This window comes from Streptomyces sp. CB01249 (genome assembly GCF_001905735.1).
Classification (GTDB): Bacteria; Actinomycetota; Actinomycetes; order Streptomycetales; family Streptomycetaceae; genus Streptomyces.
The window spans coordinates 660,752-675,496 of record NZ_LISW01000002.1; the positions used below are offsets into that span (position 1 = coordinate 660,752).

Annotated in this window: 12 protein-coding genes; 7 read left to right on the forward strand and 5 right to left on the reverse strand. The window is 73.3% G+C overall.

What is annotated here, in order from left to right:
• Positions 1-128: 128 nt before the first annotated feature.
• Positions 129-1,040: a L,D-transpeptidase family protein gene (locus AMK18_RS11515; protein WP_073862712.1), complete on the reverse strand. Its 912-nt coding sequence runs from the start codon at positions 1,038-1,040 to the stop codon at positions 129-131.
• A gap of 222 nt (positions 1,041-1,262) precedes the next feature.
• Between AMK18_RS11515 and AMK18_RS11520 the strand changes: the two genes are divergently transcribed.
• Complete coding sequence (locus AMK18_RS11520) at positions 1,263-1,874, forward strand: Uma2 family endonuclease (RefSeq protein ID WP_073862713.1); 612 nt, start codon at positions 1,263-1,265, stop codon at positions 1,872-1,874.
• A 60-nt stretch (positions 1,875-1,934) separates the two neighbouring features.
• Positions 1,935-2,603 carry a leucine efflux protein LeuE gene (gene leuE / locus AMK18_RS11525; protein ID WP_018101084.1) on the forward strand — a complete coding sequence of 223 codons (669 nt, stop codon included), beginning with the start codon at positions 1,935-1,937 and terminating at the stop codon, positions 2,601-2,603.
• Between the two features lie 27 nt (positions 2,604-2,630).
• Here leuE and AMK18_RS11530 read toward each other — a convergent pair whose 3' ends face one another.
• From AMK18_RS11530 to AMK18_RS11545, 4 genes are all read right to left on the reverse strand, one after another.
• Positions 2,631-3,557, reverse strand: a complete 927-nt coding sequence (locus AMK18_RS11530) for a class I SAM-dependent methyltransferase (protein WP_073862714.1) — start codon at positions 3,555-3,557, stop codon at positions 2,631-2,633.
• Positions 3,558-3,637: 80 nt separating this feature from the next.
• Complete coding sequence (locus tag AMK18_RS11535) at positions 3,638-6,121, reverse strand: YfhO family protein (protein WP_073862715.1); 2,484 nt, start codon at positions 6,119-6,121, stop codon at positions 3,638-3,640.
• 2 nt (positions 6,122-6,123) lie between these two features.
• Complete coding sequence (locus AMK18_RS11540; RefSeq protein WP_073862716.1) at positions 6,124-7,473, reverse strand: polysialyltransferase family glycosyltransferase; 1,350 nt, start codon at positions 7,471-7,473, stop codon at positions 6,124-6,126.
• On the reverse strand, positions 7,473-8,450 hold the full coding sequence (locus tag AMK18_RS11545) for a glycosyltransferase family 2 protein (protein WP_026171261.1): 978 nt from the start codon (positions 8,448-8,450) through the stop codon (positions 7,473-7,475). The genes AMK18_RS11540 and AMK18_RS11545 overlap by 1 nt, the downstream gene beginning before the upstream one ends.
• A 209-nt stretch (positions 8,451-8,659) precedes the next feature.
• Between AMK18_RS11545 and AMK18_RS11550 the strand changes: the two genes are divergently transcribed.
• From AMK18_RS11550 to AMK18_RS11570, 5 genes are all read left to right on the forward strand, one after another.
• Positions 8,660-10,009 carry a DUF6716 putative glycosyltransferase gene (locus AMK18_RS11550; protein ID WP_026171260.1) on the forward strand — a complete coding sequence of 450 codons (1,350 nt, stop codon included), beginning with the start codon at positions 8,660-8,662 and terminating at the stop codon, positions 10,007-10,009.
• A 29-nt stretch (positions 10,010-10,038) separates the two neighbouring features.
• Entirely contained in the window at positions 10,039-11,271 is a 1,233-nt protein-coding gene (locus tag AMK18_RS11555) for an acylneuraminate cytidylyltransferase (RefSeq protein ID WP_073862717.1), read from the forward strand.
• An 11-nt stretch (positions 11,272-11,282) separates the two neighbouring features.
• Positions 11,283-12,218: an N-acetylneuraminate synthase family protein gene (locus tag AMK18_RS11560; protein ID WP_018101077.1), complete on the forward strand. Its 936-nt coding sequence runs from the start codon at positions 11,283-11,285 to the stop codon at positions 12,216-12,218.
• 11 nt (positions 12,219-12,229) lie between these two features.
• A complete protein-coding gene (locus tag AMK18_RS11565) occupies positions 12,230-13,288 on the forward strand; it encodes a hypothetical protein (RefSeq protein WP_018101076.1) in 1,059 nt (352 codons plus the stop codon).
• Between the two features lie 193 nt (positions 13,289-13,481).
• A complete protein-coding gene (locus tag AMK18_RS11570) occupies positions 13,482-14,711 on the forward strand; it encodes an amidohydrolase (RefSeq protein ID WP_018101075.1) in 1,230 nt (409 codons plus the stop codon).
• Positions 14,712-14,745 lie beyond the last annotated feature (34 nt).

Sequence of the window (14,745 nt, forward strand, 5' to 3'; positions counted from 1 at the left end):
GAATGAGCCGACTGGTCATCGGCAGCGCCCGGAGCCGGGGTTCCCCCCGTACCTGCGGCTCGGCGCACATGGCGCGGGCGGGACACGTTCCCCCGGTCCCGTCCGCGCCCCTCATTCCTCCCGCCGCCTCACTTGTAGACGACGACCTTGTCCCCGGTGCGGACGGCGGCGAACAGGGCCGCGATCTTCCCCTCGTCCCGGACGTTCACGCATCCGTGCGAGGCCCCGTTGTAGCCGCGGGCCGCGAAGTCCGAGGAGTAGTGCACCGCCTGGCCGCCGCTGAAGAACATCGCGTACGGCATGGCCGTGTGGTAGATCGTGGACACGTGGTGGCGCGACTTCCAGTACACGGAGAACGTGCCCTCGCGGGTCGGCGTGTACTGCGAGCCGAACCGCACGTCCATGGACGAGACGACCTTGCCGTCGATCATCCAGGACAGCGTGCGGCTGTTCTTGCTGATGCAGATGACCCGCCCCGTCAGACACCGCTTGTCCGGCTTGGCGACCGGCCGGGTGGTCGGCGGGTTCAGCTCGGTGGCCGTCGGCTCGTGCGTCATGCCGAGCAGCTTCTGCCAGGTGACGGTGTCGGTCTTCCCGGTCCTGGCCAGACCGCGCTTGCCCTGGAAGGACTGCACGGCGGCCACGGTGACCGTCCCGTAGTAGCCCGTGGGGTTGCGGTCGAAATGCCCGATCTGCCGCAGCCGCGCCTGGAGTTCGCGCACCTGCTTGCCCTCGGCCCCGCTCGCCATCAGCACCGTGCCCTGCGGGTCGGGCGCGGGCGTGGTGCGGGTCGCGCTCGGCTTCGGCGACGCCTTGACCGGCTCCTTCGGCTTCGCGCTCGCCGACGGGCTCGCGTAGCCGTCGCCCGGCTTCGCGTCGTCGGCGGGGGAGCTGCTGCCCGCCGGTGCGGAGGGCGCGGCCGAGGCACTGGTCGCGGGCTGCTCCTTGCACCCGGCGGTGACCCCGGCCATCGCCACCACGGCGACGACGGCGGCCCCTCGGAGCGCGTAACCGCGCCCGGTCCTGCCCGTGCGTATCATCCCAGCCCCCTGCATCCTCGGCCCCGGCGTCTTCGGCCCGCGCACTCGCGTATCTCATGGGACGGGTTCCCGCTCCACCCGGTTGCCGAATCCTGCGGATGTGAGAAAAGCGTGACCACCGACGCGTCCCGAGGAGGTAGCACACACCTGGGGGCGAATCCTCGCCGTTTGTCCGCAAGGCTGGATAAGCTCGTGAAGAGTGATCCCCGAAAGGAGGATGCCGTGGCCGTCATACAGCACGAGGAGCAGGTGCACGTGCAGGAGCAGCCGGAGCTGACGCTCGGCGAGGCAGCAGAACAGCTCGCACACTCGCTGCCTGGGCATCGCGTGGAGATTCTCCAGGGGAGGCTCACTGTGACACCACCGGCGGACGGCACGCATGCGCTGGCGTTGTCCTGGCTCGGCGAGGAATTCGGTGCCCGCGCTCGTAAAACGGGCCTCAGGCTGGTTCAAGGTGTCGGGTTGTGGTTGCCCACTGGCCCTGACGACTACGCGATTCCCGACCTGTCGGTGGTCGAGGCCGACTTCCGTGCCGCGCACGCCATGAAGAACTGCTACGCCCCCCACGTCTTCCGCATGGTCGTGGAGGTGACCTCGACCAACTGGGCGGACGACCTCGGGCCCAAGGTCGAGGACTACGCGCAGGCGGGCATTCCGGTCTACGTGGTGGCCGACCGGAAGCACGACCTGGTGCTGCTGTGCACCGACCCCCGCAGTGGCGAGTACAAGAACAAGACGCACCACAAGCGAGGGACGTCGTTCCTCGTGCCCGACGAGGTCGGTGTCGAGATGGAGCTCTCGGTCGACCGCCTGCTCGACGGCGACGAGGACTGACGGGACCGTCGCGGAACCCCCGATTCCGGAGTGTCGTGGGCGCGTGCGAGACTCCGTCTCATGCTGGGTGTCACCGACCTTCCGACCTATCTCGCCGGCCTCGTGCTGATCGTTCTGCTGCCGGGCCCGAATTCGCTGTACGTGCTCTCCGTCGCCGCGCGGCGCGGGGTGCGGACCGGGTATGTGGCGGCGGCCGGGGTGTGGACCGGGGACACCGTGCTGATGACGCTGTCCGCGCTGGGCGCCTCGTCGCTGCTGCAGACGACGCCCGTGCTGTTCGCCATCGTCAAGTACGCGGGCGCCGGCTATCTGACCTGGATGGCGATCGGGATGCTGCGCGCGGCCGTGTCGATGTGGCGCGAGCGGCACCGGCGGGTCGCCGAGATCACCGACGAGGAGCGGGCCGAGGCGCAGGCCCCGGGGGCGATGGAACGGCCGTACCGGCGGGCGCTGGTGGTCAGCCTGTTCAACCCGAAGGCGATCCTCTTCCTGATCTCGTTCTTCGTGCAGTTCGTGGACCCCGGATACGCCTACCCGGCCCTGTCGTTCCTGGTCCTCGGCACCCTGCTCCAGCTCGCCAGCTTCCTGTACCTGTCGGCGCTGATCTTCGGCGGCACCCGGCTCTCCGCCGCCTTCCGCAGGCGCCGACGGCTCTCGGCCGGGGCCACCTCGGCGGCCGGGGTGCTGTTCCTCGGCTTCGCCGCGAAGCTGTCGCTCAGCAGCGTCTGACCGGCCCGGGGCCCGGGGGCGTACGCCTCACTCCGCCCGCAGGTACGCCGACGTCGCCACGCGCCCCAGCAGCCGCAGCCGCGAGGCCCCGTCCGCCAGATGCTTGTCCAGGGCCTCCTGGACGCCCGGCCACGCCGCGTCCCCGTAGTCGTCGAGGACCACGATCCCGCCGGGGGACACGATCTCCTCGACCCATTCCAGGTCGGCGGCCACCCCCGCCATGGAGTGGTCGCCGTCCACCACGATCACCCCGTACTCCCGGTCGCCCGCCTCCGCCCGCACCTCCGGGGCGCTGGAGAAGCCCCGCACGATCCGGGGGTGGTGCGTCGTGCCGCCCCCGGTCAGCGCCAGGTTGGCCCGCACCACGTCCTCGCGGACGGGGGTGCCCGTGGGGTCGGCGGGCTGCGAGGTGCCCGGCTGGAGCTGGGAACCGGCCAACGGGTCCACGATCGTCAGCTCCGGCTCCACCCCCGCCCGGTGCGTCATCCGGGTCAGCGCGGCGGCGAACAGCCCGTACAGCGTGCCGATCTCCAGGATGCGCCCGTTCGGCGGGGCCAGCAGCGGTACGGTCGCCAGCTTGCCGCACACATTGGACGTCGAGCCCGCGAGCCGCCCGACGCCCAGCGCCTCAAGCGCGACCACCGTGCGGTAGGCGGACACCACACTGCGCCGCGCCGCCGCCTGGTTCCCGGCCAGCGCCCCCACCTCGCGGACCAGCCGGTCCACCTCATGGGCCGGGGGCATGCGGTGGGCACCGCGCCCGGTCCCGTCGAGCAGCAGCTCCACCGCGTACCGGCCGCGCCGCTCCTCCTCGTACTCCCTGCGCAGGGTGGCGAGTTCGCCGCGCAACGGTCCGGCGGCGCGCTCCACGCGCTGCTGGATGCGGCGGTCGACCAGGGCGGCGGCGGGGCGCAGGGCGCGCCGGGCCAGGCGGTTGTTCAGAAGGGAGACCATGGCTGGGAACGTACGCGCGAGCGCCGGGCCGCTCCCACCACGCGGAGATGAAGTCTCGGTGTCGTCGCGGGGGTATGGGTTTACGGTGCCGCCCTGCGCCGCCGTCCGAGCAGCCCCACCGCCACCAGCCCCAGCAGCGCCAGGCCCCCGGCGAGGCTCCCCGCCTTCAGCCCCGGCGGCCGGTACGCGCAGTCCAGCACCGGCCGGTCGCCGCTCACCGGGGCCGCGACCAGCCCGAGGTACGAGCCCGCCGGGCGGCCCCCGCAGCTCCATCCGGCGATCCGGGGCGCGGCGAGCACCGCCAAGCCCTTTGTCCCCCGGGGGAGTTCGGCGCGCACACCGCTCCCGGTGACCGTCACCCGCGTCGCCCCCGTCCGCTTCAGCCCGGCCACCGCGCGGGCCAGCCGGTCCCGGTCCAGGCAGCCGACGGCCTGATGCGGGACGGTCCCCGGCCGGGCCACCCGCAACGCCACGTCGAGCGCCCCGCCCCCGTCGCCCAGCTTCCGCAGCTCGGCCCGGCGCCCCGGCAACTCGCCCCGGAAGTCGGCCTCTTCGGACGCCCCCAGCCGCGCGCGGCCGAACAGGTCCGGCGCCCACAGATACACCTCGCTGCCCGCCGGACAGGCGGCGCGGAGGGTGTACGTGCCGGGCCGCACCGCGTAGTCGTACGCGTCCGCGTCCGCCGTACCGCTCCCGTCCGCTGTGCGCAGGGCGGTCTCCGGCACCGTGTAGACGGACGCGCCGAGCAGCTTCTCCTGGTTGCGGAAGGGCGAACGCCCGTAGCGCGCACGCTTGTTGGTGGACCGCACGGTCACCAGCGGCGGCACGTCCTCGTGCGTCACTGTGACCGGGCGGTCGTCCGGGCGGTTCCAGCCCTGGTGCGGGTCGCGCGGCATGTGCACCCGGGCGCCCACGGAGAACACCGCGTCGGTCACCGGGCTGTCCGGGTCGTGCAGGGCGCGGCCGTTGGACGTCCACCCGGCGCCCACGGCGAGGAAGGTGCGGGTCAGCACGTCCGGGGTGTGGCTGCTGTAGTAGGCCCCGCCCTGGCCGCCGGTCAGCAGCGGATCGTTCGCCGTGCTCTGTTCCAGGCCCGGATCGGTCCGGTAGCGCGGCCAGCCGTCCGCCTCGGCGACCGCCGCGGCCTGGAGGCGCTGGCGCTCGCCCCAGGGGGCGTAGTCGTCCAACCGCCCCAGCCGCTGCCGGTCGGCGTACGCGGTCGTCGCGGCGGCCTGCCCGGCCTGCGCCCCGACCAGGAGGAGCGCCGCCAGTACGGCGTACCGGCCGCGCCGGGCCAGCACCAGGGCGCCCGCCACGGCCACCAGGCCCGCCACGGACAGCGGGTACGTCCAGGCGGTGACCAGGGCGCTGGACGCGGCCCCGGCGGCGATCAGCGCGACCACCCCGGCGCCGCCGAGGAGCGCCCGCCGGTCCGGCCAGGCGGAGGCGACCGACAGCCAGGCGGCGATCACCAGGAGCCCGGACAGCACGAACGTCTGGCGGTACGGGCTGCCGTTGGGCGTGGCGAAGGCGTGCCACAGCAAATGCGTCGGCCCCCACTGCAACGACAGCGCGACCCCCGCCACAAGCCCCGCCCACACCAGGCGTTCGGTGCGCGGGACGGCCCGGTGGAAGGCCAGGGCGCCCGCGAGGAGCAGGGCGCCGGTGCCGAGGAAGAGCGCCGGGCTGAAGAAGCCGTACGTCGCCGGGAGCAACCGGGCCGCGACATCGGGCCAGGCCGCCGGGGCGAACTCACGCGTCCAGCCCGGGTAGGCGTGCCGCGTCCCGAGATACACCGGCACCAGGACGGGCGCGGCGAGCCCCACGCCCAGCGCGACCGTCCGTACCGCCCTCCCCAGCCCCCGTACCCGCTCCCGGCGCGTCCCGTCCTCCACCAGCAGCCGCACCACCAGCACCAGCGCCGCACCGAGCGTCGCCATGTACGCGGTGTAGAAGTTCGACACCCAGGCCAGCGTCACCAGCAGCGTGCCCAGGACCGGCCGACGGCCCGTGCGGGCCCACTCGGCGGCCAGGCACAGCAGCGGGAACGCGATCAGCCCGTCCAGCCACATCGGGTTGTACGCGGCCTCGATCACCGACCACCCGCACAGCGCGTACGAGGCCCCGAGCACCACGGCCGCCCACTCCCGGCCCCGGCCGCGACGCAGCGCCGTCAGCAGCCACGTCATCGCGGCCGCCGCCGCCCCGGTCTTCACCAGCGTGACCGCGTACACCGCCAGATCGATGCGGTCCCGGGGAAAGACCCCGACGAGCAGGGCGAACGGGCTGCTCAGATACGTACCGAAGTCCGGCAGGAAGCCCGTGCCGTAGCCGGACTGCCAGTTCAGCAGCAGCCCGCCGTCGGCGCGGCCGTGCAGCAGGTCCCAGAGGCGGGCGTGGAACGGGACGAACTGGTTGCCCAGGTCGTTGACGCTGCGGGTGAGCGGGCCGAAGGGGTAGCTGCGGGCCACCGCGTCCCCGGCGCAGACGGTGAGGGCGGCGAGCACGGCGGCCAGGGCGGCGGCCCGGCCGCGCGGCGACCGGAGTATCGGGAGTTTCCTCATGCTCAGCCGGCCGCGGCCCGCTTCAGGGTGCGGGCCCGGCGCGCGAGGCGGCGGACCGTCGCGTTGCGTGGGATGAACGTGAGCTGCGCCGGAATCGCCCCCGGCAGCCCGAGCGCGGTCAGCCGCCGCCGCTTGAAGTACCGCCGCACGGCTTCCCGGTGGCCGCTCAGATAGCGCTCGGCGGCGGGGCGCAGGGGGGCCTGGAGCTGCGGCTGCATCGCGTAGCCGACCGCGCCGACCAGCCCGGCGGCCCCGCGCGCGATCTCCTCGGGCGAGGGCATCGACCAGCCGGTCACCGCCGCCGGGTCGTCCAGGTCGGGGAGCAGCGCGTCCACGATGGTCACGGGGATGCGGTTGCTGTTCTGGTACGGGCTGAGCTGTTGCAGCAGCGGGCCCGTGCCCAGGCGGGCGACCGGCAGTCCGTAGAACGAGGCGGCGGTCAGCAGCGCGGTGGAGAAGCAGCCGACGACGAGGGCGGGGCGCATCGACTCGAACAGCGTCTCCGCCAGGACCGGGCTGTCCGCCACGGTGAGCACCGCACCGAGCCGTACCGCCTCCTCCTCCAGGGCGCGCGTCCAGTGGGCGGGCGCGCTGGGATGCGGTTTGAAGACGATACGGGTGTGGCCGAGGGCGACCGCGCCGCGCACCATCCCCGCGTGCAGCTCCTCCTCCTGGCGGGGCGTCAGGATGCCCAGCGTGGACAGGTACTGCCCGAGAACCAGCGCGGGGCCCGGGGCCTCCGGTGCGGCGACCGGGTCGGCCAGCTCGCCCAGCACCTTGAGGAACACGTCCGTCGGGACGACCTCCGGCTCCACCCCGAACTCCGTGAGCAGCAAGGGCTTCAGGCCCGGCACCAGGTCCAGGTGGAGCAGCCGGCGGATGCGGGTGCCGATCAGCTGGTCGAGCCGGCTGCGGGTCGGTCCGTAGCTCATCAGCCCGTCCGCGTACACATGCAGCGGGCTGTCCCCGAAGACCGTCGCCAGCGCCTGGGCGGGGTTCGCCTGGATGGACTCGCAGGCCAGCTCGACCGGTCCGTCCCCGAGGTCCCAGGCCGCGCGCACCGCCCGCTCCCACAGCGGGGCGTCCTGCTCCCGGGGGGCCCAGCCGCCCGGGTGGAACGGGCTGATGAAGTCGTTCCAGGACCGCACCGCGTCGAACTCGGCGGCCAGCGCCTCGAATCCGGGCCGCTCGTGGAGCGGCGTGCCGAGCTCCGGGGCGGGCGAGGTGTCGCTCACGACGAGGATGCGCCGGTGCGCGGAGCGCGGCCCGAACATGCCCGAGCGCAGGGCCGCGACGAGCGTCGCGGCGGCGTACTGCGTGCACGCCGAGAAGATCTGGATGGTGGCGGGCATCAGGCCGCGACCTCCCGCGACACCGAGCGGCGGCGCACCCGGCGCAGCCGGTCCGCACGGCGCTCACCCAGTGAATTCAGCGTTTCCGCGAGAATGTCCTGGGGCATGCGCCGCAGCGAAGCCGCACTCATCGAGCGCAATTTCCTGGCCACTGCTGGTTCGAACCTTTCGATGGATTCCAAATGGTGCGCCATGACCGCGCAGTACGTACGCACGGCCTTCGGCATCAGCCGGTCCGCGTCCGGATCCAGGGCCGTTTCCTCCAGCACCTGATCGAACGCGCGAATGAAGTCCAGCTGGCGCACATCGCCGATCTGGGTCAGCGAGGAGGCGACCCCGCGCCGGTAGAAGATCCCGGGCAGCCCGACCGCCGCGAAGGACTCCGCCTCCCGGTGCAGCCGCCAGATCCACGGCCGGTCCTCCGCCGTGCGCAGCCCGTCCCGGAACCGTAGCAGCCCCGAGTCCGCGAGCCGGCGGTGATAGGCCCCGGCCCAGGCGTACGCGTAGTCCACCGGCGTCGACCGGTCGGCCGGCAGGATCACCTCGCGCGGGCTGACCACGGTGTTCCGCAGCCCGAACGGGACGCGGTGGACCGTGCGCACCCGGTCGGTGAACTGCACATGGTCCGTACGGACGAAATCGCAGCCCAGGGCCGTGATCGCGGCGAGCAGCCGCTCGTAGTGCCCGGGCGCCGCCCAGTCGTCGCCGTCCAGGAACGTGAGGTACTCGCCGCGCGCCGCGTCGATCCCCGTGTTGCGCGCGGTGGCCAGGCCCCCGTTCCGCTCGTGCGGGACCAGGACGGCACCCGGCAGCTCGCGCTCGGCGCGCCGGAGGATGTCCAGGGTCCCGTCGGACGAACAGTCGTCGACGAGGATGAATTCGACCCCCTCGCGGGCATTGGCCCGCAGACTTCTCAGGGTGTCGGGGGCGTAGGCCCGAACGTTGTAGAACGGCACGATGACGGAGAGCTTGACCACGCGGACCACGCTAGGCGCCGGTCCGGCATTTACCCTGGACCCGACGGGTACACCAGGTGAACGAAGAATGTCGGGACCATGAACCGGCCCGATTGCCCGCCCCGGAACGCCCTTTCCATCAGCTGATTCTCCGGGTGTCGGCGGGCTGTTAACCCGCTGTTGCCGTCACGTTGGGCCGCGAATCCGAATGCCTTCCTAAATTCGAAGACGTGCCACGACGTACCGAAAAGACGACCGCCCTCAGGGCAGCCGTGATCGCCGACTCCGACACCCGGTGGAAATGGGGCGCGCTCACCGCGCACCGCCTCACCGCCCCCGTGTCCGGGGAGCCCGCGCAGCGGGTGGAGATCAGCGGACTGCTGCTGCGCGGCCGGGCGACCCCGACCCCCCGCCAGCTCGCCGAGGTCGGCGACGTGGGGATCCCCGCCGACCGGGTGCGCGAGGTCACCGCCGTCGAATTCCTGCACGCCGTACGGGACGAGGGATACGACGTCGTCGTCCTCGCCCTCGTCGGCGGCGCCGTCCAGGCCATGCTGCACGGCATCGCCGCGCTCCGGCTGCCCACGAGGCCCGTCCTCGTCACCGGCTACGTCGGCGTCGTCTACGAGAAGCTCACCGACGGGCTCCTGCTGCGCCACGGCGCCGACGTCGTCCTCGCCAACTCCCGCCACGACGCGCAGCGTTTCCGTACGGTGTACGAGGGAGTGGGCGCCGACGCCTCGGCCGTCACCGAGGCCGCCCTCCCGTTCCTCGGCGGCGAGCCGTACCGACCCGAACCCGGCCGCGACACCCTGGTGTTCGCCGCCCAGCCCTCCGTACCGGAGAGCCGCGCCGACCGGGCGTACCTGCTGCGGCGCCTCGTCGAGCACGCCCGGCTGCACCCCGGCCGCGAGGTGCTGCTGAAGCTGCGCTCCAAGCCCGGCGAGCACACCACGCACATCGAGGAGCACCCCTACCAGCGGCTCGCCGAGCGGCTGCCCGGCGGACTCCCGCCCAACTTCCGCCTGGTGTACGGGCACATGGGCGAGGTCCTGGACCGCACCGACCTCCTCGTCACCGTCTCCTCCACGGCCGCCCTGGAGTCCCTGCACCGCCGCATCCCGACCGCCGTCCTCACCGACCTCGGGGTGCGCGAAGCCCTCGGCAACCACCACTTCACCGGCTCCGGACTGCTCACCTCCTTCGACCACCTGGACGGCGGCGGGCACCCGGAACCCGACCCGGACTGGCTGGCCGGCCAGGGCGTCGCCGCCGACGGCAGCTACCCCACGGCCTACGACACCGCCCGGGCCCGGGTCACCGCACTGCTGGACCGGGACCGACTGCCCGACCCGGCGCCCTACTACACGCCCGCCTCCGCCCCCGGCTACCTCCCCGGCATCCTCGCCCGCCACCACCTGGCCCCCGACGGCCACCCGCTGCCCGGCGCCGCCGCGCCCCGGGAGGCCGGGCGGGTCAGGACGGCGGTGCGCGAGGCGGTCCGGGACGCGGCCCGGGGCGCGTACCGGCACGGCGTCCAGCGCGTCGCCCCGGTCGTCCGGCGGATGGGGGAGCTGTGAACACCGACAAGCCACCTACTGGAGCACCGATGAACCGACCCACTGTGCTCGCCGTCATCCCCGCACGCGGCGGCTCCAAGGGCGTACCCGCCAAGAACCTCGCCCGGGTCGGCGGCGTCCCGCTCGTCGCCCGCGCCGTCAACGCCTGCCTGGCCTCCGGCGAGGTCACCGACGTCGTGGTGACGACCGACGCGCCCGCCGTCGCCGAGGCCGCCCGCGCGGCGGCCGAAGCCCTCGGCGAGAGCGCCCGGCTGCACTGCGTACAGCGCCCCGAGGAGATCGCCGGCGACACCGCGACCAGCGAGGCCGCCGTGCTGCACGCCCTCGACGCCTACGAGGCGCTGCGGGGACGTACCGCCGACGTCGTCCTGCTCGTCCAGTGCACCAGCCCCTTCGTCACCCGCGAGGACATCGACGGGGTCGCCGCCGCCGTCGCCCGCGAGGGCGCCGACACCGCCGTCACCGTCGCCCCTTTCCACGGCTTCCTGTGGCGCGACGGCACCGCGGTCGAGGACCACAACTACGGCGTCAACCACGACAAGCGGGTCCGCCCGCGCCGCCAGGACCGCCCCGAGGACCTGCTGGAGACGGGCGCCGCCTACGCCATGGACGCGGCCGGTTTCCGCACCCACCGGCACCGCTTCTTCGGCCACACCGCGCTGGTCCGCACCGACCCGGCGCGCGTCCTGGAGATCGACGACCCGCACGACCTGGCCCGCGCCCGCGCGCTCGCCCCGCTCCTGGACCCGGCCCCGCTGCCGACCCTGGACGACATCGACGCCGTGGTCCTCGACTTCGACGGCACCCAGACCGACGACCGGGTCCTCGTGGACTCCGACGGCCGCGAGACCGTCGCCGTGCACCGGGGCGACGGGCTCGGCATCGCCGCCCTCCGCAAGGCGGGCGTACCGCTGCTGATCCTGTCCACCGAACAGAACCCCGTCGTCGCCGCCCGCGCCCACAAGCTGCGGGTGCCGGTCCTGCACGGCATCGACCGCAAGGACCTCGCGCTCAAGCAGTGGTGCGACGAGCAGTCCCTCGCACCCGAACGCGTCATGTACGTCGGCAACGACGTCAACGACCTCCCCTGCTTCGCGCTCGCCGGCTGGCCCGTGGCCGTCGCGAGCGCCCACGACTCGGTGCGCGCAGCGGCGCGCGCCGTGACGACCACCCCCGGCGGCTCCGGCGCCATCCGCGAGATCGCGGCCTGGCTCCTGGGCCCCACCCTCACCACAGCCCCCACCTCAGCCCCCACCGAGTAAGGAACACCCTCATGAGCACCTCCCGCCTGCGCACCCTCGGCAACCGCACCGCCGGACCGGGCAACCCCGTCTACATCACCGGCGAGATCGGCATCAACCACAACGGCGACCTCGGCAACGCCCTCGCGCTGATCGACGTGGCCGCCGAAGCCGGCTGCGACGCCGTCAAGTTCCAGAAGCGCACCCCGGAGATCTGCACCCCGCGCGACCAGTGGGACATCGAGCGCGACACCCCCTGGGGCCGCATGACGTACATCGACTACCGCCACCGCGTCGAGTTCGGCGAGGACGAGTACCGGGCCATCTCCGAGCACTGCGCGGAGCGCGGCATCGACTGGTTCGCCTCGCCGTGGGACACCGAGGCCGTCGCCTTCCTCGAGAAGTTCGACGTCCCCGCCCACAAGGTGGCCTCCGCCTCGCTCACCGACGACGAGCTGCTGCGCACCCTGCGCGCCACCGGCCGCACGGTGATCCTCTCCACCGGCATGTCGACCCCGCGCCAGATCCGGCACGCCGTCGAGGTGCTGGGCTCCGACAACATCCTGCTCTGCCACGCCACCTCCACGTACCCGGCGAAGGCCGAGGAGCTGAACCTGCGGGTCATCAACACCCTCCAGCAGGAGTACCCCAACGTCCCGATCGGCTACAGCGGCCACGAGACGGGCCTCCAGACCACCCTCGCCGCCGTCGCCCTCGGCGCCGCGTTCGTGGAGCGCCACATCACCCTGGACCGCGCCATGTGGGGCTCCGACCAGGCCGCGTCCGTCGAGCCTCAGGGCCTGTCCCGCCTGGTCCGCGACATCCGCACCATCGAGGCGAGCCTCGGCGACGGCGTCAAGAAGGTGTACGAGTCCGAGCTCGGCCCGATGAAGAAGCTCCGCCGGGTCCCGGGCGTCGTGGCGGAGAGCGACGCGGCGGCCCCGGCCGCCGAGCCGGTCGCGGTCTGACGGGCCGGCCGGTGAACCTCGCCTTCGTCGAGAGCCCGGTCCAGCTCCTGAACGTCCTGGAGTGGGCCGTCACCGAGGGAGGCGGCGGGCGCGTCCTCACGGACGTCACCGTCGTCGTCCTCCCCCCGGTCGACCCGATGTCGCGCGGTCAGCTGCGCCGGATGGCGGAGCTGGCCCGCGACGAGGGCATGACCGTGCGCTGGCAGGAGGCGCGCGGCGACTCGGGCACCCCCCTGAAGTCGCTGCGCGCCCTCACCCGGCTCGTCCGCAACGCCGACCACATCGTCATCGGCGACCCGTTCTCGCGCTACGTGCAGCTGCTGCTGTCGCTCGTACGCCCCCGCCGCCTCACCGTGGTGGACGACGGCACCGCCACCATGGAGTTCGTCGCCCAGCTCACCCGGGGCGAGCGGCTGGTGCGCTGGCACCGGCGCGGCGGCTTCGACCCGCGCGGCCTGGCCCTCGCCCCGGTGACGTCCACCGCGCGGCGCAGGTTCACCCCGTCGGCGGCGCGCGAGGTCGAGCTGTTCACCGCCATGCCCGTGATCCCGCCGCCGGGCGTCACCCTCATCCCGAACACCTTCTCCTGGACCCGGTCCCGCTTCGGCCCGCCCTCGCTCACCAAGGGCGCGGACCTGGTCGGCACCTCGCTGGTCGAGACGGGCGTGGTGGACCGGGACCGCTATCTGGAGGCGGTCGGCGCCCTCGCCCGTACGCACGGCGCCACCCGCTACTTCGCGCACCGCCGCGAGTCCACCGAGAAGCTGCACGCCCTGGAAGCGGTCACCGGCCTGGAGATCGTCCGGCCCGACCTCCCCCTGGAGCTCATCGCCCGGCGCGGCCCGATCGGCCGCACGGTCCTGAGCTTCCCGTCCACGGTGGTGCACACCCTGCCCCTGGCCCTGGCCGGCACCGAGGTGAAGGTCGCGGTCTGCGACATCGCCCCGGAATGGCTCCACGAAACGGCCTCGCCCCGCGCCCAGGGCTTCCTGAGCGGTGTCACGGAGACCGCCCGGGACGTCCACCGCCTCGCGCCCTGGCGGGTCACGGCGGTGACGGGGGAGGCGTAGGAGAGCGCAGGGGCCCGTGCGCGGCTGCCCCGCCCGACCGCCGCTCCACCGCGCGGCGAGCGCCGGAGTGTACCCATCCCGCGCGCGTCCCACACGCCGGGACGCGGCCAAACATTCGCCTGTGTGGCTGAAGTTTTCTTGTTTCATGGTCAGTTGAGGAGGGAACAGGCTTACCCTTCAAAAGGTGAGCCAGTTGATCTGCCCCGAGTCCGAAGCCGGCCCCTCCCAGGGCGAGAGCCTGCCCGGCACGCTGCCCGACGCCCTGCGCGCCGAGCTGATCGCCTTCCGCAGGGATCTCCACATGCACCCTGAGCTGGGCAATCAGGAGTTCCGCACCACCGCGGCGATCAAGGCCCGGCTGGAGCAGGCCGGGCTCGCGCCGAAGGTGCTCGCCTCCGGGACCGGGCTCATGTGCGACGTCGGGACGCGCGGGGAGGACACCCGGCCGATGCTCGCGCTCCGGGCCGACATCGACGCGCTGCCCATCCCGGACACCAAGAGCGGCGTGCCCTACCGCTCCACCGTGCCCGACCGGGCGCACGCCTGCGGGCACGACGTCCACACCACCACCGTGCTCGGCGCCGGCCTCGTGCTCGCCGAGCTGGACCGGCAGGGGCTGCTGCCCAACCCGGTGCGGCTGATCTTCCAGCCGGCCGAGGAGGTGCTGCCCGGCGGGGCACCCGACGCGATCGAGTCCGGGGTCCTCGAAGGCGTCGGCCGGATCATCGGCGTCCACTGCGACCCGAAGGTGGACGTCGGCCGGATCGGGCTCCGGGTCGGCGCGATCACCTCCGCCTGCGACCGCCTCGAACTCTCCCTGGACGGCCCCGGCGGCCACACCGCCCGCCCGCACCTGACCACGGACCTGGTCACCGCCGCCGCCAAGGTCGCCACCGAGGTGCCCGCCCTGCTGGCCCGCCGGGTCGACGCGCGGGCCGGGCTCGCCCTGACCTGGGGGCGCCTGGAGACGGGCCACGCCTGCAATGTCATCCCGCAGCACGCGGAGCTCTCCGGCACGGTCCGCTGCCTGGACCTCAAGGCGTGGCGCGAGGCGCCGGACCTGGTGCACGCCGCGATCGACGAGGTGGCCGGAATGCACCGGGCCAAGACGGTGATCAACTACGTCCGGGGCGTCCCGCCCGTCGTCAACGAGGTCGCGACGACCGATCTGCTGGCCGGCGCGATGGCCGCGCGCCGCGGATCGTATGCGATCGAGGACACCGAGCAGAGCCTCGGCGGCGAGGACTTCTCCTGGTACCTGGAGCACGTCCCGGGGGCCATGGCGCGCCTGGGCGTCCGCACCCCCGGCGACACGCGCGGGCTCGACCTGCACCGGGGCAATTTCGATGCCGACGAGGAAGCGATCACGGTCGGCGTGGAACTCTTCACCGCCTCCGCGTTGCTCCACGTCAACCACCTGTAACCGGACGCGTCGCCCCGCGTTCGGCGTGCGTTCG

Bases quoted from the DNA above. Each gene is read 5' to 3' on its own strand.
- AMK18_RS11515 (WP_073862712.1), bottom strand. From the start codon at position 1,040: ATGATACGCACGGGCAGGACCGGGCGCGGTTACGCGCTCCGAGGGGCC.
- leuE (WP_018101084.1), top strand. From the start codon at position 1,935: ATGCTGGGTGTCACCGACCTTCCGACCTATCTCGCCGGCCTCGTGCTG.
- AMK18_RS11530 (WP_073862714.1), bottom strand. From the start codon at position 3,557: ATGGTCTCCCTTCTGAACAACCGCCTGGCCCGGCGCGCCCTGCGCCCC.
- AMK18_RS11535 (WP_073862715.1), bottom strand. From the start codon at position 6,121: ATGAGGAAACTCCCGATACTCCGGTCGCCGCGCGGCCGGGCCGCCGCC.
- AMK18_RS11540 (WP_073862716.1), bottom strand. From the start codon at position 7,473: ATGCCCGCCACCATCCAGATCTTCTCGGCGTGCACGCAGTACGCCGCC.
- AMK18_RS11555 (WP_073862717.1), top strand. From the start codon at position 10,039: ATGAACCGACCCACTGTGCTCGCCGTCATCCCCGCACGCGGCGGCTCC.
- AMK18_RS11560 (WP_018101077.1), top strand. From the start codon at position 11,283: ATGAGCACCTCCCGCCTGCGCACCCTCGGCAACCGCACCGCCGGACCG.